Below are 23,376 nucleotides of genomic sequence, written 5' to 3' on the forward strand. Positions count from 1 at the left end.
CCAAAGAACAATGGCTTTTTCTTCGTGGTTGTTTATTGCCAGGGTTTTGTCTCTATATTGGCAAGGGTGTGGCAATGGATTGGCAAAACTGAAGAAGTTTGAAAGTAGGTTGAATGCGGGAGAATACGCATGCGCTTCGGTTTATCTGTACGATGGGGATTTGCCTTCATTCTCCTTTTTTGTAATGAGTTGAGGGAGAAAAATCCGAATCTTCTGTTCTACTATAATTTGCCTTATTAATGGAGTGGTGCACCTTAAGTTTATGCAACTTCATTACTATACAGAAAATCTGAATTTTTCTTGAGAAGATAAATATAGGGATTCTTTTTCGTCAAAGAAATAACGGATAGCCTTCTAATTAGGTTAAAGTATGCGTTTTGCAATCCTTACAAATGAGGGACTGAAAATAGGGGGATTGTAAAGTGTTCCTATCTCCCTCACTGACTGAGGGGGCTTAGTCGTATACAGAGATAGCCTTAGTCGTATATTGAGGTAGCCTCAGTCGTATACTGAGTCTACCCCCTTTCAGAAGTTATTCTGGAGGGGGGTAGGAGAGTGATTGGTCAATGACACATATTGTCGGTAAAAATAAGTGATAATCCGGCTATGGCAGCAACGGCTCTATCTCTTCGAAGATGCGGTACAGTTCCTCCTTCGTCTCTGCCCGCAGCATGGCTATGCGCGTGTCGCGGAAATTGGGAATCCCTTTGAAGAGCGGGCTTGCTGCCAGGTGGCGGCGCACGTGCAGTATGCCCCGTCGTTCATCCAGCAGGTTGACGCTGTCTTCCACTTCCTGGCGGAGTACGTTCAGCCGCCATTCGGAACTCAGCGGAGGGAGTTCTTCGCCCGTCTCCAAATAATGCTTCACTTCCTTAAAGAACCACGGGCGGCCGAAGCTGGCACGGCCTATCATGATGGCGTCCACACCGTAGAGGTCAAAGCATTCTTTGGCCCGTTGGGGAGTGGTGATATCACCGTTGCCGATGATGGGAATGTGCATGCGTGGGTTCTTTTTCACCTCGCCGATAAGTGTCCAGTCCGCCTCGCCGGTATACATCTGGGCGCGGGTACGGCCGTGGATGGTGAGGGCGGCAATGCCGCAGTCCTGCAACTGCTCGGCAAGGTCTACGATGATTTTACTGTTGGCATCCCAGCCAGGCGGGTCTTCACGGTGACGGGAATCTTTACGGCATCTACCACGGCACGAGTGATTTCCAGCATCAGCGGAATGTTCTGTAGCATACCGGCACCGGCACCCTTGCCGGCAACGCGCTTCACGGGGCAGCCGAAGTTGATGTCCAGCGTGTCCGGATGTGCCTGCTCCACAATGCGGGCGGCTTCTACCATGGTGGCGGTGTCCCGTCCGTATATCTGTATGGCTACGGGCCGCTCTTCATCGCTGATGTTCAGTTTCTGCTGGGTCTTGCCTACGGAGCGTATCAAGGCATCGGCAGAAACGAACTCGGTATATACCATGTCTGCTCCGAAGTGCTTGCACATCAGGCGGAAAGCAGGATCGGTAACATCCTCCATCGGGGCGAGGAATACGGGGCGTGGACCCAGGTCTATATCTTTAATCTTCATAATCTAAGCGGATTTGTCCGCAAAAGTACAGAAAAAAGCCTACCTTTGCATACTCTAATTCAAAAAGAAATGATGAAACACTCAATCAGTGACTTCGAAATCATGGCACCGGTAGGCTCGCGCGAATCTCTTGCAGCAGCCATACAAGCTGGTGCCGACTCCATCTACTTCGGTATAGAGAACCTGAACATGCGTGCCCGTTCGGCAAATACCTTCACTATCGACGATTTGCGGGAAATAGCCCGGACGTGCGACGAACATGGCATGAAGAGCTACCTCACCGTCAATACCATTATATACGACCATGACATTCCGCTGATGCGTACCATTGTAGATGCGGCAAAGGCGGCAGGCATCTCGCAGTCATTGCCGCTGATGTGGCAGTGATGAGCTATGCCCGGCAGATAGGGCAGGAGGTACACCTCAGCACACAGCTCAACATCAGCAACGTGGAAGCCTTGCGCTTCTATGCGCAGTTTGCCGATGTGGTGGTGCTGGCGCGTGAGTTGAATCTGGAGCAGGTGGCAGAAATCTACCGCCATATCCGTGAGGAGAATATCTGCGGACCCAACGGAGAGCAGATACGTATAGAGATGTTCTGCCACGGTGCCCTTTGCATGGCAGTCAGCGGAAAGTGTTATCTCTCATTGCATGAAATGAACCACTCCGCCAACCGCGGTGCCTGCATGCAGGTATGCCGCCGCAGCTACACGGTGCGCGACAAGGAGACGGATGTGGAATTGGAGGTGGACAACCAGTACATCATGTCCCCCAAAGATTTAAAAACTATCCACTTCATGAACAAGATGCTGGATGCAGGTGTTCGTGTTTTCAAAATAGAAGGACGTGCCCGCGGACCCGAGTACGTGCGCACGGTAGTGGAGTGCTACAAAGAAGCCATCCGTTCCTATCTGGACGATACATTCACCGATGAGAAGATTGCCCGGTGGGACGAACGCTTAAAGACTGTCTTTAATCGTGGATTCTGGGACGGCTACTACCTGGGACAACGCTTGGGCGAATGGACCAAGAACTACGGCTCTGCCGCCACCGAGCGTAAAATCTACGTAGGCAAGGGCATCCGCTACTTCTCCAACATCGGTGTAGCAGAGTTCCTGGTAGAAGCAGCCGAAGTGAGCGTAGGCGACAAGTTGCTGATTACGGGTCCCACAACGGGTGCCGAATTCGTCACTTTGGATGAGGCACGCGTCGACCTGAAGCCCGTGCAGACCGTAAAGAAAGGCCAGCATTTCTCGATGAAATCGGTGAAAATACGTCCCAGTGACAAACTCTACAAGCTGGTCAGCGTAGAGGAACTGAAGAAGTTCAAAGGCTTGGATGTGGAGAAACAACGTGGCTAAGTATCAAATAGTAAATAGTCCAATAGTAAATATGAATTATATCTATGAACTCCCCATGAAGGTGCGCGACTATGAATGCGACCTGCAAGGCATCGTCAATAATGCCAATTATCAGCATTATCTGGAGCATACGCGCCATGAGTTTCTGTTGAGTGCCGGCGTCAGCTTTGCCGGACTGCACGAGCAGGGGGTAGACCCGGTAGTGGCACGTATCAATATGGCTTTCAAGACTCCCCTGAGGAGTGGTGACGAGTTTGTCTCCAAACTCTACATGAAGAAGGAGGGCATCAAGTACGTCTTTTACCAAGATATCTTCCGTGCTTCCGACGGCAAAGTCTGTCTCAAAGGCATAGTCGAAACCGTATGTGTGGTGAACGGACGGTTAAGCGACAGCGAACTGTTCGACCGTCTCTTTGCCCCTTATCTCAATCCGTGTGAATCTGTGTAATCTGTGGTGGAATGAACAGTGACGAACGGATTTGCAGCATAGCTCTCACACTTTGCCCCGGTATAGGACATATCGGGGCAAAGCGTTTAATAGAGGGTATGGGCAGTGCTGCCGAAGTATTCAGTCGGCGGAAGGAGCTCCCCGAAATCATGCCCGGTGTGAATCCGGGGGTAGTGACGGCCCTTGATTGTCCCGCTGCCTTTCTGCGTGCCGAGCAGGAGATGGAGTTTGTAGAGAAGAACCGTCTTTCCTGCCTGACGTTGAAGGATGAGGCTTACCCTTCGCGCTTGCGTGAATGTGAAGATGCGCCGATTGTACTTTTCTTTAAAGGAAACACCGATTTCAACCGCCTGCATGTCATCGATATGGTAGGTACACGCCGTGCTACCGATTACGGCAAGCAATTCTGTGCCGACTTCCTGCGCGATTTGGCCGTTCTTTGTCCTGATGTGCTGGTAGTAAGCGGACTGGCTTACGGGATAGATATCCATGCCCATCGGGCCGCTTTGGCAAATCATCTCCCTACCGTTGCCGTGCTTGCTCACGGACTGGACCGCATCTATCCGTATGTTCACCGGAAAACAGCCATTGACATGTTGGCACAAGGCGGACTGCTGACCGAATTCCTTACCGGGACGAATCCGGACAAGCATAATTTCGTCAGCCGCAACCGTATTGTGGCGGGTATGAGTGATGCTACCATTGTGGTGGAATCTGCCGCAAAGGGAGGTTCCCTTATCACTGCAGAGTTGGCGGAGGGATATCATCGTGACTGTTTTGCCGTTCCGGGGCGTGTTACGGATGAATCTTCCATCGGTTGCAACCGGTTGATACGCGACAACAAGGCCGCCCTTATCCAGAGTGCGGAAGAGTTTGTGCAGATTATGGGCTGGGCCGTAGCGGAGCAGCCTGCCCGGACAGAAGGTATTCAGCGTAATCTCTTCCCGGAACTGACGGAAGAGGAGGAGCTTGTTGTGCGCATCCTTATGCGGCAGGGAGACCTCCATATCAATGCGATGGTGGTGGAAGCGGACATACCCGTCAACCGGATGAGTGCCTTGCTTTTTGAACTGGAGATGAAGGGAGTGGTCAAGGCAATGGTGGGCGGTGTCTATCACTTGCTGGCCTGAGTGCGGCAGGTCTCTTGCCTTATATGGACGGTTTCCCGTATTTCATGATGAACTTTTCCGGATGGTCCGTCGCTATGATGTCTACCCCCAGGTCGACAGCCTTCTGGTTCTCTTCCGTCTTGTCGTCCGGTCCCAGGACGAGTGCCAGTACCTGCAGATTGTGCTCACGGCATCTCTTTACGAATTGCGGGGTAAGGGAGTCAATCCAGACGACAGCGATGTCGGGATGCAGTTCCTTTACGACATGCTCTATGTCCTTTTCACTTTTGATGTAGGCTTGCAGGGTTCTTACCTCGGGTGCCATCTTTCTGAAGCATTTGGCATGTTGCTCCTTGCTGAAGGTGAAGTTGCAGTTTTCCAGCATGCCTTCGTCCTTTATCAAGTTCAGTAATTGTTGCAGACTGCCGTTGCGGTAGTCGATGGTGATTCTTAAACCGTGCTCTTTGGCCTTGCGTAGCAGGTCGGTAAGGCGTAGTACCCGTTGTCCGGCAAATCGGGGTGCAAACCAAGAGCCGGCATCCAGGGTATCGATGTCGGTGGACAGCCATTGGGAGATGGCACCGGTACCGTTGGTGGTACGGTCGAGGGTGGAATCGTGCAGTATGTAGAAGACACTGTCCTTACTGATGCAGACATCGCATTCTATATTGCCTACACCGTATTTGATGCACGAATCTACGGATGCCATTGTGTTTTCGGGAGCGATGGTGGCTGCACACGGTGTGCGCTGGTCAGGGGTATCTTGGTGGTGGCGGCAGGCTGTTGGGAACATCCTGCGGTAAGTAGGATTATGGAAAGCAATGCGAGTACCGGTTTTTTCATAATGGGCTCAAGTGGTGATGTTTTCTTCTTTAACAGTTATAAAAGCCATCGAAGATAGCTATTTTTTGTCATTCGGAGAAGCGTATGGGCATAAAAAAAGGAGTACCGCTGTACTCCAACCTTTGTTAACCTTAAATCTAATACTATGAAAAAAATCACATTGCAAATGTAAGGTTCCCATTGTTATCTTCCAAATTTCAGGAGGTATCTGCTACTTCTTTTGTGTTTCTTTCACTGAATTTTACTGTTTCCGCACACGGATTGACTTTTTGGGATGCTATAAGGATTACTTTTGTCTATATGACACTCGCTTTGGGATTGTATCTGGTCTTGGAAAAATCCGTTGGTAGCATTCAGAAGAAAGTATAAGTTGCAAATCTGTTTCAATCGTTTCACAGAACCTTTCAACCTTTGAAAAGAGTGATGGAAAGTGGGTTTTATTCGGTAATTATCTTCTACTTTTGTTTGTATACAACGCGAAATTATGGGAAAACGCATTTTTATATATGTCCTCTGGCTACTCCTTTTTTGCATGATGTCGGGGCAGGTAATAGGGCAGAATAAGTCGGCAGAATCCCATAACCATACTTGTAAAACGGTGCTGGCGTTAAAAAATAATTTGCTTTACGACCTGGCCTTGGCTCCGAACATAGAAGTGGAGCTGCCATTGGGAAAGAGGTGGTCTTTGAATGTTGAGTACAAATGCCCTTGGTGGTCTGACAGCAGACGTGGTTTCTGCTATCAGCTCCTTTCGGGAGGGGCAGAGGCGCGTTACTGGTTGGGAAACCGCCATACGCACGGAAGATTGTCCGGACACTTCCTGGGAGCATATGCCGAAGGAGGTACCTATGATTTTCAGTTGAAAAAGGAGAAGGGATACCGGGGGAAGTATTACGCAGCTGCAGGAATAACTTATGGATACGTGCGTCCACTGGCTCGGCATCTGGCGATTGAATTCAGTGTGGGCATTGGATACTTGGATACGGAGTACCGGAAATATACTTCTTATGGAAATGACTTGGTTTGGGTCAGCAGTGGAAAGTATCACTTTATCGGGCCGACAAAAGCAAAAGTTTCTTTGGTGTGGCTTCTAACATCGGGGAGATGAGTGGTATGAAAGAAGCACGGCATATGATTCTCTGGCTGCTCTTCGGACTGTTGCCAATGCTGGGAAGCTGTGACTTCCGCGATATGCTGGATGATTATCCCGTTAGCGGAGTACAGATTAAATTGGATTGGAAAGGGGTGACGGATAAGCTGCCGCAGACCATGCGGATTGTCTTCTATCCGAAAGATACTCAGGGGAAAAAGGTTGAAAGCTATCTGCCTGCCGGAGGGGGTGAGGTGAAGGTACCGCCGGGAAAGTATGCGGTGGTGGCCTATAACTTCAATACGGAGAGTATACAGATACGGGGCGACGAGAGTTATGAGACGATTGAGGCTTTTACGGGACACTGTACGGGGCTGGATGTGCACGAAGATATGGTTTGGTCGCCCGACCCTTTGTATGTGGTGGCTTTGGACGAGGTGGAAATAAGGCAGAGTGATGTGGCGCTTCCGTTGGACTGGAAGCGGAAGCGGTAGTGGACCATTATTCCTTTGATATAAAGGTGGAAGGATGGGATAGAATATCGAGCATCATCTGCCATGTGGATGGTTTGAACGGAAGTTACTTTATAGGAAACCGTGCTTGCCATTTGAGCGAGGTACCTATATGTGTGGATACAAAGCGTGAAAACGGGCTTTTATGGGGGTATTTCTCCAGTTTTGTATTACTGAAAGATGCCAAGACCCGTGCGGATAGTCCTATGTTGCTGACACTGAAGATTGTGAAACGAGATAAAACGGTTCAAGAGGTGAAGGTGGACATCACGGAAGTGATTGAAACAGCTCCTCCCTCGGGAGGAGGCGAAGAAGAACCTGATGTGGACGTTCCTGGGTCGGAAATCCATATCGAGGTTCCCGTACCGGAGGACAAGGTTGTGGTGGATGATTTGGAACCGGGAACCGATGAAGGAGATGGAGGAATTGGTGGCGATGTGGATGATTGGGATGATGAGACGGATGTGGAGCTACCGGTGAATTGATAGCAAACAGACAAATAAATATATATATTAACTTTAATAACAGACAATTATGAAGAAGGTCTTATTTTTGGCTTTGGCTGCAGCAGCAGTAATGAGTTGCTCGGAAAGTGAGGAGATAGAGAATGCCGGACAAAAGGCGGAGATTAAATTGGGAACAGTAGTGGGTAACACTACGAAAGCCACAGTGACTGATTTGCCGGAATTGCAGAAGGTAGGGTTCACTGTGTATGCTTATAATACGGGAGCAACAGCAATGGCCTCCGTTGCGACTTTTGATGCGATGAAGGAATTCATGGCAGATGTTAAGGTAACCTATAGTGCTCCCGACTGGAGTTTGACTGGGGGGACATATTATTGGCCCATGACGGATAAATTGCAGTTCTTTGCTTACGGGAATCCGGGTACCGGAGCCTTGACGTACAATCAACCGGCTGCTGGTGCTATATATCCTTCCATTACTTATACGGTAGCAGATGTAGCTACCCAAACGGACTTGGTAGCCGCGAAAGTAACGGATGCAACCAAGGCATCAAATGCCAGTGGGGTATCTTTGAAATTCGGCCATATACTGACCCAAATAAATTTCACTGTCAAGGCAGCCGACGCTTTGACTTATAAACTGAAAACACTTACAATATCCGGCGTGCACAATAAGGGAACTTATGATTTTGATGGTTCAACATGGAAGTCACAAGAAGGAACAGCCACTTATGCGCATACGATTGCCGGCGGTGCATTGGAGGTGAATACAACGGCTGTGGAAGTGAATGCAGCCTGGATGTTGATGCCTCAGACGTTGGACGCGAATGCCAAAATCAATGTTGTCTATGATATAGAGAAGGATGGTACTCTTCTTGATACTGTAACTTCCGCCATTGACTTGAATGATACACAAGCCTGGGGTGAAGGTAAAAAGATACGTTATACGCTGACGCTGGCCAATAAGGCGGCAAAAGTAACCTTTGCACCTGAAGTTGGTGCATGGAGTACGACTGATGATACGAACGTGGAAAAATAAAACGGCACTGTTCGCAATAAAAACCTGAATTACTTCTATTTTATTCATTCCCCGAAACTTCTTTATGAAAGTTTTCGGGGAATGTTTCTTTTATGAGTATTATTTATCTATTTTTGTCACTGCAACAAACAAACAAATCTACTTGCCGATGCCCAACTCTTCTGCTTGCAGAGGTAAAAAACAATGCGCTCAATGTCCCAAGGCTGTGGACAATGCAATAATATATGCTTCTCATCCCAGGGGATTCCATCTGCCGGCACGGAAGTGTGAGGAAAATATTGTAATTTTCCTGCTGAAAGGAGAAGTGCTTGTCAACAGTAAGGAGTATGCGGGAACTGTGTTGCATGCAGGTGAGTTCATCCTTCAAGCCATTGGTTCCAAATACGAAATACTTGCCATGACGGATGTGGAATGCGTTTGTTACCGGTTCAGTAAGCCTGAATTCTTCTGTGAGGACCGGTATGACTATATTATGAAAGAGGTTACTCCTCCGTTGATATTCTATCCTTTGACCATTACTCCCGAGTTGCGGCTCTTTCTGGAAAGTTCCAAGGCCTATTTGTCCGAGGAGAAGATTTGCCGGGAAATGCTTTGTTTCAAACGGAAAGAACTTGCTTTCATTCTTGGAAATTACTACTCCGACTATGAGCTTTCCATGCTGATACATCCTCTTGCCCAGTATACTAATTCCTTCCACTACTTTGTCTTGCAGAATCATGCCAAAGTCAAGACAGTAGAGGAACTTGCCCAGTTGGGAGGATATACAGTAGCTACTTTCCGGCGTATATTCAATTCTGTTTTTCATCAACCGGTGTACGAGTGGATGATGGAACGGAGGAAGGAAAGCGTGGTTTATGAACTTCGCTATACGGATGCTTCCATATCAGAGATTTGCTATAAATATGGCTTTGAATCGCTGCCTCATTTTTCCAATTTCTGCAAAAAGAATTTCGGGGCTTCTCCCCGTAGCTTGCGTGCCGGCAATTTATCTGAAGTAAACGGCATGTCATAAAAAAACTCCTCCGGCGGTTTCCCGGCAGAGGAGTCTCTTGTGATATTAATCAAATATAGTGAAAGCTGAGTGATAAATCTGAGCTTGCTCAAAAGGTTTATCCGAAGCGCATCCTATATTATTTGCAGAAAGACCGGATTAGTCTTTCAGTTTCGCAATGATAAAGTCGCGGTTCAGGCGGGCAATGTTGCTGATGGAAACATTCTTCGGGCATTCAGCTTCGCACGCACGAGTGTTTGTACAGTTACCGAAACCGAGTTCGTCCATCTTGCTCAACATAGCCTTGGCACGGCGCAATGCTTCCGGTTTGCCTTGGGGCAGCAGGTTCAGCTGGCTCACCTTGGCAGAAACGAACAGCATGGCAGAACCGTTCTTACAAGCAGCCACACAAGCACCGCAACCGATACAGCTGGCAGCATCCATAGCCTCGTCAGCGATGGGCTTCGGAATCAGGATAGCGTTGGCATCCTGGGGAGCACCGGTACGTACGCTGACGTAGCCGCCTGCCTGCATAATCTTGTCGTAGGCCGTACGGTCGACCATCAAGTCCTTGATAACCGGGAAACCGGCAGAACGCCACGGCTCAACGGTGATGGTATCGCCGTCGTTGAAACGACGCATATAAATCTGGCAAGTCGTAGCGCCGGTTGCAGGACCGTGGGGGTGTCCGTTGATGTAGAGCGAACACATACCGCAGATACCTTCGCGGCAGTCGTGGTCGAATACAACCGGTTCTTTACCTTCAGAAATCAGCTGTTCGTTCAGGATATCCAGCATTTCGAGGAATGAAGTATCGCCCGGGATATCTTTCATTTGGTATGTTTCAAAAGCGCCTTTTGCTTTCGGACCCTTCTGGCGCCATACCTTGAGCGTAAATGATATATTTTTATCCATTTTCTTTAATTCTTTAAATGTTCAACTTCCCGATTAGCTCTTGTAGTTACGAGTCTGTACCTTGATTGCTTCGTAAACCAGCGGCTCTTTCAGCAATACCGGTTCCTTTTCGTCAGAACCCTGATATTCCCAGCAAGCCACGTAGAAGTAGTTTTCATCGTCACGCTTGGCTTCGCCTTCTTCAGTCTGATATTCTTCACGGAAGTGACCGCCGCAGCTTTCGTTACGGTTCAGTGCATCGTAAGCAACCAGCTCGCCCATAGTGATGAAGTCGTACAGACGGATAGCTTTGTCGAGTTCTACATTCATACCTTCCTTGTCGCCCGGGATGAACAGTTCTTTCTCGAACTCCTTGCGGACTTCTTTCAGCTTCTTCAGACCTTCCTTCAAGCCTTCGGCCGTACGTCCCATACCTACATATTCCCACATAATGTGGCCCAGTTCCTTGTGGATAGAGTCTACAGACTTCTTACCCTTAATGTTCATCATCCAGTCAATCTTCTCCTGAACGGCCTTTTCTGCAGCTGCAAATTCGGGCAGGTCGGTAGAGAAACGGGGAACTGTAATCTGGTCGGCCAGGTAATTCTGGATAGTGTAAGGCAATACGAAGTAACCGTCGGCCAAACCTTGCATCAGCGCAGAAGCACCGAGGCGGTTTGCACCGTGGTCGGAGAAGTTACATTCACCGATGGCGAACAGACCCTTGATGGAGGTCATCAGTTCATAGTCAACCCAGATACCACCCATGGTGTAGTGGATAGCCGGATAAATCATCATCGGGTTGTGTTCGGGGTTCACGTCAGTGATTTCTTCGTACATGTCGAAGAGGTTGCCGTAGCGCTGACGAACTACGTCAACACCCAGACGGTTGATAGCATCGCCGAAGTCGAGGAATACGGCCAGACCGGTATTGTTCACGCCATAACCCTTGTCGCAACGTTCTTTGGCGGCACGGCTGGCAACGTCGCGCGGAACGAGGTTACCGAATGCCGGATAACGGCGTTCCAAGTAGTAGTCGCGGTCTTCTTCGGGAATATCTTTTCCTTGCAGTGTACCTTCCTGCAGTTTCTTGGCATCTTCCAGCTTCTTTGGAACCCAGATACGACCATCGTTACGCAGAGATTCGGACATCAAAGTCAACTTAGACTGCTTGTCACCGTGAACCGGGATACAAGTGGGGTGAATCTGTACGTAAGCAGGGTTGGCAAACCAGGCACCTTTACGGTAGCAAGCCATGGCTGCAGAGCAGTTACATGCCATTGCATTGGTAGAAAGGAAGTAGGCATTGCCGTAACCACCGGTAGCGATTACCACAGCGTGGGCGGCAAAACGTTCCAATTTACCGGTAACGAGGTTCTTTGCAATGATACCGCGGGCACGTCCGTCAATGAGGACAACGTCTTCCATTTCGTAGCGGGTATACAGTTTCACAGTGCCTACGTTCACTTGGCGGCTCAATGCAGAGTATGCACCCAGCAACAGCTGCTGTCCGGTCTGACCCTTGGCATAGAAAGTACGGGATACCTGAGCACCACCGAAAGAACGGTTGTCCAGTGTACCGCCGTATTCGCGGGCGAAAGGAACACCTTGTGCAACGCATTGGTCGATAATATTGTTGGATACTTCAGCCAGACGGTAAACGTTGGCTTCGCGGGCACGGTAGTCGCCACCCTTTACTGTATCGTAGAACAGACGGTACACAGAGTCACCGTCGTTTTGGTAATTCTTAGCAGCATTGATACCACCTTGTGCAGCGATGGAGTGTGCACGGCGCGGAGAGTCCTGGATGCAGAAGTTGAATACTCTGAAACCCATTTCGCCCAGAGAGGCGGCAGCACTGGCACCGGCAAGTCCGGTTCCTACTACGATGATGTCCAGACGACGTTTGTTGGCAGGGTTTACTAATTTTTGGTGAGCCTTATAATTGGTCCATTTCTCAGCCACCGGTCCTTCCGGTATTTTAGAATCTATCTTAGTCATAATGCAATTTACAATTTAGTCATTTACAATTTGAATTTAGCAAGCGCCGCACAATGATTTTGCAAAGAATACGACAACTACCAGAGCGAAGCAGAGGACAACGATAGTAGAATAGATGTTGGAGATACATTTCCAACGGTTAATCCATACTTTGTTGTTCCAGCCCAAAGACTGCATGGAGCTCCAGAAACCGTGAGTGAGGTGGAACACAATGCGCCCAGCCAAACAAGGTAAAGCACTACGAATACAGGGTTGCTGAAGGTGTTCTGAATGTGATAGACACCGTTGGCTGCATATGCCAGCGTGAGGGTGTCGGCATGCATGCCCATGTTGTGCATCAACTCGGGAAGCTGCATTTTAGCCCAGAAGTTTACCAGGTGCAGGCCCAGACCTACGATTACGATGATACCCAGTACGAGCATGTTCTGAGAAGCCCATTCCACAGTTTTGGGCTTTTCCGTAACGGCATATCGTTCGCTACCACGTGCCTTACGGTTCTGCATAGTCAGCCAGAAAGCGTAGATGATGTGGATGACGAACAAGGCAGCCAGACCTACCGTAGCCACCAATGCGTACCAGTTTGCTCCCAGGAACTCACAAACCATGTTGTAGCCATTAGCCGAGACTAATGCAACCAGGTTCATCGCCATGTGAAATGTCAGAAACAGGACAAGGGCGATACCGGTAACGCTCATCACCACTTTCCTTCCTACAGATGAATTACTTAACCACATAAATGATTGAATTTAAGTTATTTAATAGTTTGAAAAATTGTTCTGTCAAGACACTGATGTAAATGTTTCGCAAAAATAGGAGAAATCCAGCGATAAAGCAAGCGATTAAAGAAATAATTCCGTAATCCGGCAGAATGCGAAGTTTACGGACAAGTAAAAGGTTTACTCATCCTCCTGGTCTTTGCCTTGCTCTTTGCAGATAATGGAAATCTTTTCTCCGTTTGCCGAGCGTTTTCTCAGGGCGCGGGGCGTGTCTCCGAAAGAGTCTTTGCAGAAGTGGGCAAAGTGTGATAGGGAATCAAAGCCATAGCGGGCGCTGATGACTGATATGCGTTGCTTGGTGTATTGCAGGTCGTTCAGAATTCCTTCACGTTTCTTGTCCAGAATCCATTCATATACCGGGACCCCATACATATTTTTAAACAGACGGCGGAATGTGGTGGTGGTATATCCGCCGAGGTGGGCAAACTCTTCCACATTTCTCACCTTGTCGTAGTTCTGCATGACGAAATACTGGAAGCTTTCCGTATAAGTGCTGATGGGGTAGAAGAATGTACTGATTTGGTGTAGCGGATAGTAGCATGTCAATATGTATACCAGCTCCTGGCATTTCATTTCAATGTATTTGCTGCACGCATAGGGTTGCTCGTTGAGGTAGCAGACAAGACTTTTCAGGAGCCTTCGAGCATGGAAATTGCGGTAAGCGGGGTGTAAGTCAAGGGGGCTTCCGAGCGTTTCAGTATCTCCTTGTAGCGCTCTTCGCAAATCAGAGGAAGCTCGGTGAACCAATAGACAATGTATTCCACTTCGGTCAAAGCCAGGAGTTCTACTTTGGAGCCGATGGCTTGCAGGATGAGCTGGCGGCTTTGGAGAGTGGTGCCCGGGTATTCGTCACTGTTTACAAGTAATTCACCTTTCAGCATAAATATCATGCAGTTCTGTGTGCACTTTTCAGCAGAGAAATGTTGTCCCTTGGGATAGTGGCGGTAAACCAATACTCCTTCTGATTTTTGGGGACATACCATACAATCAATCTGTCGGTTGCAGCAAGTTTCCAGTCTCATGAAATGATTAGCGAATTATTATAAATGTGGCAACAAAGATAGAATTTTTTTGTGAAAACTCTATCTATTTGTCCTATCTTTGCGTCAAACTAATATAAAGGACTTATGAAAAAGGCTATTTTTTTTGTATATTTTATCTGCCTTGTTGTATCCGGTCTTTCGGCACAGAATTGGGATATCAACACTTTGCATCGGGTGAACAGTTGGGATGGCAAGTTTGTCCGTAACTATAATAAGATAATTTCACGTTCGGAGCCCTATGTTGCTGTCGGTGTTCCGGTGGCGATGGCGGTTGCCGCTTGGATAAAACATGATAAGGGTTTGCTGAAAGATGCGGTCTACGTAGGTACAAGTGTGGCGGGGGCTTTTGTTGTGACTTATGGAATGAAGTATCTGGTGGACCGTGAGCGTCCTTATGATAAATATCCCGACAGAGTGCATGCATATAGCCGTGAAAGCAGTCCGTCTTTTCCTTCCGGACACACGGCGACGGCTTTTGCCCTTGCCACCTCGCTCAGTGTAAAGTATCCTAAATGGTATGTGATAGCTCCGTCTGCTTTGTGGGCTTGTTCCGTGGGAGTTTCCCGTATGAACGAGGGAGTGCATTATCCGTCGGATGTGCTGGCGGGGGCTGCAATCGGTGCTGGATGTGCTGTGGTCAACATCTACGTCAACAAGTGGCTGAATAAGTGGCTGTTCGGAGAATGATTTTAGGCGCGGATTACGCGGAATACGCGGAGTTAGATAAACTAAATCCGTGAAATCCGCGTAATCCGCGCCTAAGTTTGTTTCAAGTCGGCTATTGGATAATAGTGCTGTAGATGTCTTCGTTCAGCACTTTCAAGGCTTGCTGCACGCTCTGGTTTGTGCTGTTCATCACCTGGAAGTATTCGTCCATGTCCCATAGGTCACGGGCTATCAAGGCTTTAAGTTGTGTCTTGATGAGCGGTAGGGATTGGTTGTACTGTTTCTCGTCAAACTTGATTTTCTCCTTGTCGGCAAGCGCACGTATTTCGGCAAGGAAGTTATCGTCTATCTCGAACTTCTCGTTGAAGGCTTCGAATTTCTTGTATTTGTTCTGCAACTCCTTCCGGTGCTTCTCGATGTAGCCGGTAGTGGCTTTGATAACCACGCCTTTGGCTACGAGGTTGCGGTGATAGTCTGTGTACTGGGTAGTGTCGATGGGGACGAAGAAGTCGGGCATGATACCTCCACCTCCGTAAACGGTACGTCCCATACGCTTGGTCTGTGCTTTCAGAGAGTCGGCAAAATGGATACTGTCCGCATGAATCATTTCTCCATGATTGAAGCGGTCTATCAGTTCCTGGTTATACTTATCCTGACTGTTCTCGCCGGTCAGACGACCGTCGAGGTTGGCGGTACTGTCGTAAGGCTTCTGGATACAACGACCCGAAGGAGTATAGTAGCGGGCGATAGTGAGGCGAATCATGGAACCGTCCGGCAGGTCGATAGGACGCTGTACCAGTCCCTTGCCGAAGGTGCGGCGTCCTACTACCACGCCTCTGTCCCAGTCCTGGATGGCTCCGGTCACGATTTCACTGGCAGAAGCGGAGTACTCGTCCACCAATACGATGAGACGACCGTTCTTGAAGTTGCCCGTACCTTTGGCAAAGAAATCACTGCGGCGTGCGGCCCTTCCTTCGGTGTAGACGATGAGTTCTTTTTGCTTCAGAAACTCGTTGGCAAGGTCGATGGCGGCATTCAGATACCCTCCTCCGTTGCCTTGCAGGTCGAGAATAAGGTCTTTCATTCCTTTCTTTTGCAGGCTTTTCAGAGCTTCTGCAAACTCTTCGGCGGTGGTTGCCCCGAAGCGGTTGATGCGGATATAGCCGGTTTTGGGTTGTATCATGTAAGATGCGTCCAGGCTGCGGATGGGAATTTTGTCACGCTTCACGGTGAAGTACAGCTGGTCGTCCACGCCGCGGCGCACGATGGTCAGTTTCACCTCCGAGTCTTTCGGTCCGCGCAGGCGGCTCATAATATCTTCCGTGCTCATTTTTACTCCGGCAATGGCGCTGTCATTGACGGCTACGATACGGTCGCCGGCGAGGATGCCCACCTTTTCGGAAGGGCCGTTGCTGACGGGCTGTATTACAAGCAGGGTATCTTCTATCATCTGAAATTGTACGCCGATGCCCTCGAAATTGCCTTGCAACGGCTCGTTCATCTTCTTCACTTCTTCGGCATTGTTGTAGGTGGAGTGTGGGTCGAGTTGTGCCAGCATCTTGATGATGGCTTCTTCCACCAGCTTGTCTTCATCCACCTTGTCCACATAAAGGTTGGTGATGGCAAATTCTGCCATTTGCAGCTTGCGCAGGGCCTCGTTATTCGGCTTTTGCGCTTGCGCCGTCACCGCGCATATACATATTATAATAGTAAATAGTTTCTTCATCATTTCCATTTTAATTCCTAATCCTTTATCCCTAATCCCTAATCTCCATTCCTTCCGGTATGAACATACTGATGTCCTTGCCGTATTGCAGCAGTTCGCGCACGGTGGTGGAACTGACGCAGGTAAGTTCCGGTTCGGTGAAGAGCAGGATGGTTTCTATGCCGGTCAGTTTGCGGTTGATGTCGGCAATGGTTTCCTCGTATTCGAAATCCTTCACGGTGCGTATGCCGCGTATTATCAGACTGGCGTCTACCTGCCGGGCAAAGTCGATAGTCAGGCAGTCATAGGACTGCACAATGATGCGCGGCTCGTTCCGGTAGTATTCCCGTATCATTTGTTCGCGCTTTTCCAAGGGGAAATACGTATTCTTATTTTCATTGATGCCGATGCCTATGACGATTTCGTCTATAAAAGTCAGTGCACGGCTCACTACCGAAGAGTGTCCGATAGTAAACGGGTCGAATGTTCCCGGAAAGATAGCTCTTCTCATGATGCCAAATCTTCTTCTATAACCAAGTTGTTGATAATAAAGTTTTGTCGTTCCATGGTATTCTTACCCATGTAGAATTCCAGCAGTTCTTTTACGAGTCTGTCTTGCGCAGGGACACTTGTTCCAGACGCATATCCTTGCCGATAAAATGCTTGAACTCGTCGGGCGAGATTTCTCCCAGACCTTTGAATCGGGTGATTTCGGGGTTGGGACCCAGTTCTTCAATGGCTTTCACACGTTCCTCCTCTGTGTAGCAATAACTTGTCTTCTTTTTGTTGCGCACGCGGAAGAGAGGGGTTTGCAGGATATATACATGCCCTTTCTTTATCAGGTCGGGGAAGAACTGCAGGAAGAAGGTGATAATCAGCAGGCGGATGTGCATGCCGTCCACATCGGCATCGGTGGCTACGATGACTTTGTTGTAACGCAGTGTCTCTATGCCGTCTTCTATATTCAAGGCTGCCTGTAGCAGGTTGAATTCTTCGTTTTCATAAACTACTTTCTTGGTGAGTCCGTAGGAATTTAGTGGTTTACCACGAAGGCTGAATACTGCTTGGGTATTCACGTCGCGGCTCTTGGTGATGGAACCGCTGGCGGAGTCTCCCTCGGTAATGAAGATGCAGGATTCGGTTTCCTGGTCTTTGCCTTTACCGTCACTCAAGTGGTAGCGGCAGTCGCGCAGCTTGCGGTTGTGCAGGTTGGCTTTCTTGGCGCGTTCGCGGGCCAGCTTGGTGACGCCGGCAATGGCTTTGCGCTCTTTCTCGGAGTCTTGTATCTTTTGCAACATCACTTCGGCCACAAGCGGGTTCTTGTGGAGGTAGTTGTCTACTTCCGTCTTGATGAAGTCTCCTACGTATTTGTTCACTGTGGGGCCGGCGGGCTTGTGTTCCTGCGGCGCGGCAGGCCACATGTTGTTGCTGCCCAGTTTCGTTTTGGTCTGGCTCTCGAACATGGGTTCCTCCACGTCGATGGCGATGGCGGCTACCAGTCCGTTGCGGATGTCGGCATATTCCTGGTTCTTGTTGTAGAACTCCTTGATGGTACGGGCAATGTGTTCCTTCAAGGCAGTCTGGTGTGTACCGCCTTGGGTGGTGTGCTGCCCGTTGACAAAGGAGTAGTACTCTTCGCCGTATTGGTTGGTGTGAGTGAAGGCTATCTCGATGTCCTCTCCTTTCAGGTGGATGATGTCGTAAAGTCCTTCGCTGGTCATGTTGTCTTTCAGCAAGTCCTCCAGTCCGTGGCGGGAGACGATGCGCTGGCCGTTGTAAATGAAGGTGAGGCCCGTATTCAGGTAGGTGTAGTTGCGCAGCAGGGTTTCTACGAACTGGTTCTGGAAGGAGTAGTTCAGAAAGAGTGTGGCGTCCGGTTCGAAGAAGATATAGGTTCCGCTTTCTTCTGTCGAGTCTTCGGTCACATCACTCAACAGCGTTCCTTTCTCGAAGATGGCGGTACGTACTTTGCCGTCGCGGTAGCTGCGTACCTCGAAACGGCTACTCAGCGCATTGACCGCCTTGATGCCCACACCGTTCAGTCCGACGCTTTTCTTGAAGGCTTTTGAGTCGTATTTACCTCCGGTATTCAGCTTGCTGACCGCCTCTACGAGTTTTCCTTGCGGAATGCCTCGTCCATAGTCGCGTACGCTGACACGCAGACTGTCTTCTATAGTCACTTCTATACGCTTTCCGGCACCCATCTTGAACTCGTCGATGCTGTTGTCCATTACTTCTTTCAGTAGGACGTAGATACCGTCGTCGCTTTGTGAACCGTCGCCCAGGCGGCCTATGTACATACCGGAACGGACACGGATGTGCTCCATGTCGTCCAGGTGGCGGATGTTGTCGTCGGTATATTCTACAGACGGTTCGCTGAATGGCAGGCCGTCATTGGTATTTTGTTCTTCTTCCATCTCCCTTTTTTTAGTTTCTTGCAAATATATAGCTTATATATGATATATACAAGGGGGTATTTTGTTTATTGAAAGTTCACATACCTTCATATAGTCTGCTCCCTGCCAACTCTCTGTTATCTCCGTATCCAAGCGGAGGGAGCGGGTAGGGAGCAGGTAGGGAGCAGGCAAAGGGAAAGAAGAAACTCATTTTATTGTGGTATGCTCGGGCATCAGGTACATGTCCGGCAAGTCCTTGCTGAAAAGAGTCAATTCATTGTTATAGAACTTCATGAAGTCGGCTTCACTGGCGTGTCCTTTGAAGACGGAGAAATAGTGCATGTCCTGTTCATTTCCACCTACAAACTTGTTGCGCCACATTACAATCATGCTCACTTTGTGACCGGTGGCCGGAGTCAGGATTTGTTTGCTCCAGTAGTCTTTGGCTGTGAAACCTTCCACGCCGGTTTCCGTTACTCCACAAGGTTTCCGTTTCTTTTGGGACAAGTCGGAAATGGCTTTCAGATTATAGGAAAAAGTAGTAGGATTCAGCCCGTGGTAACAATCCATACCGATGAAGTCCACATAGTCGTCGCCCGGCCAGCGGAAGAGAAAGTCATCTTCGCTCTTCACGGTGTCCATTTGTGGGGAGATGGCGTAGATGAACTGGTGTATGCCTTTCGTGTCGCGCAGGTAGTTTACCGTAAACTTCCAAAGGGCGATGAATTCGGTGGCTGTAGTACAACCAGCTCCCCACCACGACCATGTTTGCGTATGTTCGTGGAAAGGACGGAAGATGATAGGGATGGGCTTTCCCTCATCATCTTTCAGTTCTTGGCAAAAGACAGCCAGACGGTCGAGCCAAGTCTTGAACTTGTTTTGTATCTCGCTTCCTTCGTCCAGAATTTCGCTGACCACATGGGCATTGGAGTTATCCCAGGAATCACCGCCGGTCAAAGGATTGTTCAGATGACAGCAAGCCATAATGACCTCTCCACGGCGGCGTGCCTCAAGGATGCAGCGTTTGCGGATGGCATTGGCTTTGTTTCCTTCGTGGCGGTCGTCCATAATTTCGGCAAAGTCCAGGCTGAATACTCCCGGATAGTCTCCGCATACATCTTTTGTATCCGAATTTCCGGATACATCATACCATTTGCGACCGTAAAACAAGTCATCGTGATGGCCGAACATGAATCCTTTTTGCTGTATTTCCCATAGGTTGGCATACAGTGCTTTGGCCTCTGCGGTGGCATTCTTGTCCACCATGCTTAGTTCTGTGTTTTCGGCAACGGGCGGTTCCGGCTTAGGGTTACCGGGGGTGTCATTGCTTTCGGAACAAGCGGAAAAGCTAACCCATCCCGTAAGAATAAGGATAAATAATTTTTTCATAAATCCGGCATTCATAGAGAGTGTGTTAGTTAATATTTGATATCAGTCAATAACTGGAAAGTCTGTGCTTTTAAAGTTGTCTCATAGTCTTTTGTCAACTTCAAGCCGTCTTTTGAGGGAATCGGGAATCCATCACTGTCCTTTGCCAAGTTGTTTTCTTCATATACATAAAGAGAGGCATTATCCATTGGCTGAGGAAGAGTTATGCGGATATTTTTATCTTTCTCTCCGACGTTTACTAAGGCTACAGTTAATTTGCCTTTGTATGTACCCGCTACCACATAAATATCTTGATTTGTTGATGTTACCGAACTGTGCAAAATATCTGTTCCTGTAGGGAAATAGCGGCACATAAGTGACCAGGAATAGAACCAAGGGCGAATTTCTTCCTCATCCGGTTTATTGAAGACTTCTTTGCCTAATATATTCCAAAATCCCCAGATTTTTACGTCTTCCGTTTTGCCGGAGTCACCGTTGCTGTGCATGGCATCGTCTAACATCCACACTGCCATGCCCGAATAGCCGGCATTCATTACTTCCATTGCCAATAAAGGCATGTCAAGGCCATAGAAATAATCGTAACAGAGCATATTGCAGTCACTTCCTTTGGTGAAAGGATGTTCTTCTACGCGGCGGTTGTACTCTGCCATCAGCAGGGAGTCGGCCTTGCGCCAGTATTTATATCCAGCTTCGCCTAATACGATTTTCTTTCCTTCGGGAAGGTGCTGTTTGTAACGGGCCAGTATTTCTGGATATTTACCGTTACGTACTTCATTTTGTCCGGGATAGGAGTGTACGTCATATATCCCGATGATGGAGTCAGCATCAAGTACACTTTGTTTTACCCATCCTTCAGCATCATGGTTGGATGCTTTGTTGCGATAATCAGCTACTACGTCCGGACCGGCAAGTGTTACTTTCTCTGTCAGTCCGGGATATTCCTCCATCTTTTTGTGGAATCGGAAAAGCATCTTTTTCCACATTTCATAATCTCCATTAGTGGATGCCCAGCTCCCGTCAGGTTCGTTGAAGATGACGAAATGCTTGATGCAGGAGAAACCGAGATCATTGACCAGATAGTTGAGGTAATCAACAGACATATCTACCCATTTTTGGTCTTCTTTCATGTCCCATGTGGGCGGGTTATATTCACCGTAAATAACGGTAATTCCTTGCTTTGTGCAATATTCAAGTAACCGGGAGATAGACTCTATGTTTCGGGTCTTATCGTATTTCCCGCTTTCTGAATCATAATAGCGGTAAGGACTGTTTATCATGCAGCGCACGTATTGCGGCTTCATGAAGTCCAATCGCTTATATAGCGTTTTCCAGTCTTCGTCGGAGATAGATGAGCCCCACGCTTCTGCTTCGTCGTAGGGGTCCCATTCGGCACCGTTGCTATGTAGTCGGCGTTGATGACTTCCGGTGATACGGTGATTTCTGTCACCTCTTTGGGTGTACAGGCTGCTGCCATGCCCAAGAGCAGGCCGTTCAGCAGGATATTTATCTTTTTCATCTATTTTTAATATGGATGGTTAATAATCGAAATTGGTATATACGGTCAATGATTCTCCGGGCATCTGTATAACCTCTCCCTTGTCTAAGCGTAAGGTTACTCCCCGGCGTAGGGGAAGCAGCTGGCTGTCACCCTCCTTTTTCAGTTTTCCATCTGCATAGAGGTACTCTTTCACTCCCTCCAGCACGGGAAGGGTGGAGCTTTTCAGCACGACCGATTTTTCTTCTTTGGCTACGTTGACCACGGCAAGCATGTAGTTCCCCTCCTTCTCCACGGCAATGGCTTTGATGCTGGAGTCTCCCTCCACCTCTACCCGGTAGGCACGCGAGCCGGTCGGCATGTAGCGTGTCAGCAGTGACCAGGCATAGAACCAAGGGCGCACCTCCTCCTCTTCCTTGCCAAACCGCTCTTCGCCGAAGATGTTCCAGAATCCCCATATTTTCAGTTTGTCCGGGGCTTCCTTGGAGTGCATGGCATCGTCGAGCATCCACACCACCGAGCCTGAGAATCCGGCATTGACAGTCTGGAAAAGTGCATCCGCCATATCTGTGCCATACATGGAGTCGTACACAAACATCTGTGAGTCGTCCATGGAAGCATGTTGCTTTGCCTCGGCTCTGCGGAGGTTCTCTTGCAGGAAGAGCGAATCTTCCGGCGCCACAAATTTGAATCCTATTTCTCCCATTACGATTTTCTTGTCGGCGGGAACGCTTTGCTTGTAGGCACGGATAATGTCGGTATAGGCACCACTGTTTACCGTCGACTTGGAGGGATAGGTATGGATGTCGTATAGCCCTATCTCCTTGTCCAGGTGGATGGCGCAACTGTCTACCCACCAAGATTCGTTGGCACTCCAGATGGCCGCATCGGGACCTACGATTTGCAGCTTGTCGGTCAGCTTGTTTTCCTCCAACTTTTGGTGGAAGAAGCGGATGGCGTTCGCCCACAAGGAATATTTGCCGTCTGTGGAAGACCAGTAGCCGTTGGGCTCGTTTATCAGGTTGTAATATCGGATGCAGGAAAAACCTTTCTCTTCTATCAGGAAGCGGACATATTCGGCAGCGGTCGTGAGATTCTTTTCATTGATGGTTTCTTGCTGTGAGTCTACCATCCCTCCTCCCCAGTCACCGAACATCACGGTTACATTGCGTGTCTGGCAATAATTCAGAATATGAGAGAGGTGTTCCAGTCCTTGTTCGGGATGGAGTACGCCATCTTTCATCACTGAGGTGGTGTTGGTCATCACCCGTATGAATTGTGGGCGCATGAAGTCCAACCGCCTGTACATTTTTTCCCAATCGGCTTCTGAAATCTCCATTCTCCCTTTGCCATAGTCTAATCGATAGGGGTCCCACTGGGCACCGTTTCCTATGTAATCTTCATTGACAATCTGTTTCGTATCAATGGAAACGATTGTTTGTGCTGTTTCTGTGCATCCACATAAGAGCAGCAAGGAGCATATTATGTATATGAAGGATGAAGAACATTTACATTGAAATTCTTCATCCTCCATTCCTATTCTTTTTTTATTCTTCATCTATGTGTACGG

At 48.6% G+C, this 23,376-nt stretch carries 12 protein-coding genes and 8 pseudogenes; 8 read left to right on the forward strand and 12 right to left on the reverse strand.

Annotated features, from left to right (window positions below):
* Positions 1-604: 604 nt before the first annotated feature.
* A pseudogene (gene dusB, locus JCM16496_RS03465) lies at positions 605-1,584 on the reverse strand (tRNA dihydrouridine synthase DusB).
* Positions 1,585-1,656: 72 nt separating this feature from the next.
* Between dusB and JCM16496_RS03470 the strand changes: the two are divergent.
* The 3 genes and pseudogenes from JCM16496_RS03470 to dprA all read left to right on the forward strand — a co-directional run bounded on the left by JCM16496_RS03470 (position 1,657) and on the right by dprA (position 4,523).
* Positions 1,657-2,945 (forward strand): annotated as a pseudogene (locus JCM16496_RS03470) (peptidase U32 family protein).
* A gap of 31 nt (positions 2,946-2,976) precedes the next feature.
* Positions 2,977-3,393, forward strand: coding sequence for an acyl-CoA thioesterase (locus JCM16496_RS03475; RefSeq protein WP_005834284.1), 417 nt, complete (start codon positions 2,977-2,979; stop codon positions 3,391-3,393).
* An 11-nt stretch (positions 3,394-3,404) separates the two neighbouring features.
* Entirely contained in the window at positions 3,405-4,523 is a 1,119-nt protein-coding gene (dprA, locus tag JCM16496_RS03480) for a DNA-processing protein DprA (RefSeq protein WP_025832344.1), read from the forward strand.
* 19 nt (positions 4,524-4,542) lie between these two features.
* Here the strand turns inward: dprA and JCM16496_RS03485 are convergent.
* Positions 4,543-5,345 (reverse strand): annotated as a pseudogene (locus tag JCM16496_RS03485) (glycerophosphodiester phosphodiesterase family protein).
* 592 nt (positions 5,346-5,937) lie between these two features.
* On the opposite strand from JCM16496_RS03485, the pseudogene JCM16496_RS03495 reads away from it, so the two are divergent.
* From JCM16496_RS03495 to JCM16496_RS03510, 4 genes and pseudogenes are all read left to right on the forward strand, one after another.
* A pseudogene (locus tag JCM16496_RS03495) lies at positions 5,938-6,453 on the forward strand (DUF3575 domain-containing protein); the annotation flags it as partial.
* Positions 6,450-7,432, forward strand: a pseudogene (locus JCM16496_RS03500) (DUF5119 domain-containing protein). The pseudogenes JCM16496_RS03495 and JCM16496_RS03500, both read left to right, overlap by 4 nt.
* 49 nt (positions 7,433-7,481) lie before the next feature.
* On the forward strand, positions 7,482-8,450 hold the full coding sequence (locus JCM16496_RS03505) for a fimbrillin family protein (RefSeq protein WP_025832350.1): 969 nt from the start codon (positions 7,482-7,484) through the stop codon (positions 8,448-8,450).
* A gap of 148 nt (positions 8,451-8,598) precedes the next feature.
* Entirely contained in the window at positions 8,599-9,462 is an 864-nt protein-coding gene (locus JCM16496_RS03510) for a helix-turn-helix transcriptional regulator (RefSeq protein WP_025832352.1), read from the forward strand.
* Between the two features lie 138 nt (positions 9,463-9,600).
* Here JCM16496_RS03510 and JCM16496_RS03515 read toward each other — a convergent pair whose 3' ends face one another.
* The 4 genes and pseudogenes from JCM16496_RS03515 to JCM16496_RS03530 form a co-directional block, all read right to left on the reverse strand.
* On the reverse strand, positions 9,601-10,356 hold the full coding sequence (locus JCM16496_RS03515) for a succinate dehydrogenase/fumarate reductase iron-sulfur subunit (protein WP_005830925.1): 756 nt from the start codon (positions 10,354-10,356) through the stop codon (positions 9,601-9,603).
* Between the two features lie 33 nt (positions 10,357-10,389).
* Complete coding sequence (locus tag JCM16496_RS03520) at positions 10,390-12,336, reverse strand: fumarate reductase/succinate dehydrogenase flavoprotein subunit (protein WP_025832355.1); 1,947 nt, start codon at positions 12,334-12,336, stop codon at positions 10,390-10,392.
* 77 nt (positions 12,337-12,413) lie between these two features.
* On the reverse strand, positions 12,414-13,070 hold the full coding sequence (locus tag JCM16496_RS03525; protein ID WP_439644511.1) for a succinate dehydrogenase/fumarate reductase cytochrome b subunit: 657 nt from the start codon (positions 13,068-13,070) through the stop codon (positions 12,414-12,416).
* A 162-nt stretch (positions 13,071-13,232) separates the two neighbouring features.
* Positions 13,233-14,134 (reverse strand): annotated as a pseudogene (locus JCM16496_RS03530) (helix-turn-helix domain-containing protein).
* A gap of 105 nt (positions 14,135-14,239) precedes the next feature.
* Between JCM16496_RS03530 and JCM16496_RS03535 the strand changes: the two are divergent.
* Positions 14,240-14,842: a phosphatase PAP2 family protein gene (locus tag JCM16496_RS03535; protein ID WP_016272288.1), complete on the forward strand. Its 603-nt coding sequence runs from the start codon at positions 14,240-14,242 to the stop codon at positions 14,840-14,842.
* A 91-nt stretch (positions 14,843-14,933) separates the two neighbouring features.
* On the opposite strand, the gene JCM16496_RS03540 is transcribed toward JCM16496_RS03535, so the two are convergent.
* From JCM16496_RS03540 to JCM16496_RS03565, 6 genes and pseudogenes are all read right to left on the reverse strand, one after another.
* On the reverse strand, positions 14,934-16,547 hold the full coding sequence (locus JCM16496_RS03540) for a S41 family peptidase (RefSeq protein WP_025832360.1): 1,614 nt from the start codon (positions 16,545-16,547) through the stop codon (positions 14,934-14,936).
* Between the two features lie 31 nt (positions 16,548-16,578).
* Positions 16,579-17,037 (reverse strand): pantetheine-phosphate adenylyltransferase, encoded by a 459-nt coding sequence (coaD, locus tag JCM16496_RS03545; protein ID WP_025832362.1) that lies wholly within the window; start codon positions 17,035-17,037, stop codon positions 16,579-16,581.
* Positions 17,034-18,943, reverse strand: a pseudogene (locus JCM16496_RS03550) (DNA topoisomerase IV subunit B). The gene coaD and the pseudogene JCM16496_RS03550 overlap by 4 nt, the downstream one beginning before the upstream one ends.
* A gap of 186 nt (positions 18,944-19,129) precedes the next feature.
* Complete coding sequence (locus JCM16496_RS03555) at positions 19,130-20,311, reverse strand: glycoside hydrolase family 26 protein (protein WP_025832363.1); 1,182 nt, start codon at positions 20,309-20,311, stop codon at positions 19,130-19,132.
* A gap of 29 nt (positions 20,312-20,340) precedes the next feature.
* Positions 20,341-21,827, reverse strand: a pseudogene (locus JCM16496_RS03560) (hypothetical protein).
* 19 nt (positions 21,828-21,846) lie between these two features.
* Positions 21,847-23,340: a hypothetical protein gene (locus tag JCM16496_RS03565; RefSeq protein WP_410520142.1), complete on the reverse strand. Its 1,494-nt coding sequence runs from the start codon at positions 23,338-23,340 to the stop codon at positions 21,847-21,849.
* Positions 23,341-23,376: the final 36 nt, after the last annotated feature.

It is taken from the genome of Bacteroides rodentium JCM 16496 (assembly GCF_000614125.1).
In the GTDB taxonomy this organism is placed as follows: Bacteria; Bacteroidota; Bacteroidia; order Bacteroidales; family Bacteroidaceae; genus Bacteroides; species Bacteroides rodentium.

What these genes read in the sequence shown, in the direction of transcription:
- JCM16496_RS03520 (WP_025832355.1), bottom strand. Translation starts at nt 12,336, where the DNA reads ATGACTAAGATAGATTCTAAAATACCGGAAGGACCGGTGGCTGAGAAA.
- dprA (WP_025832344.1), top strand. Translation starts at nt 3,405, where the DNA reads ATGAACAGTGACGAACGGATTTGCAGCATAGCTCTCACACTTTGCCCC.
- JCM16496_RS03475 (WP_005834284.1), top strand. Translation starts at nt 2,977, where the DNA reads ATGAATTATATCTATGAACTCCCCATGAAGGTGCGCGACTATGAATGC.
- JCM16496_RS03565 (WP_410520142.1), bottom strand. Translation starts at nt 23,340, where the DNA reads ATGGAGGATGAAGAATTTCAATGTAAATGTTCTTCATCCTTCATATAC.
- JCM16496_RS03510 (WP_025832352.1), top strand. Translation starts at nt 8,599, where the DNA reads ATGCCCAACTCTTCTGCTTGCAGAGGTAAAAAACAATGCGCTCAATGT.
- JCM16496_RS03505 (WP_025832350.1), top strand. Translation starts at nt 7,482, where the DNA reads ATGAAGAAGGTCTTATTTTTGGCTTTGGCTGCAGCAGCAGTAATGAGT.
- JCM16496_RS03515 (WP_005830925.1), bottom strand. Translation starts at nt 10,356, where the DNA reads ATGGATAAAAATATATCATTTACGCTCAAGGTATGGCGCCAGAAGGGT.
- JCM16496_RS03525 (WP_439644511.1), bottom strand. Translation starts at nt 13,070, where the DNA reads ATGTGGTTAAGTAATTCATCTGTAGGAAGGAAAGTGGTGATGAGCGTT.
- JCM16496_RS03555 (WP_025832363.1), bottom strand. Translation starts at nt 20,311, where the DNA reads ATGAAAAAATTATTTATCCTTATTCTTACGGGATGGGTTAGCTTTTCC.
- coaD (WP_025832362.1), bottom strand. Translation starts at nt 17,037, where the DNA reads ATGAGAAGAGCTATCTTTCCGGGAACATTCGACCCGTTTACTATCGGA.
- JCM16496_RS03535 (WP_016272288.1), top strand. Translation starts at nt 14,240, where the DNA reads ATGAAAAAGGCTATTTTTTTTGTATATTTTATCTGCCTTGTTGTATCC.
- JCM16496_RS03540 (WP_025832360.1), bottom strand. Translation starts at nt 16,547, where the DNA reads ATGAAGAAACTATTTACTATTATAATATGTATATGCGCGGTGACGGCG.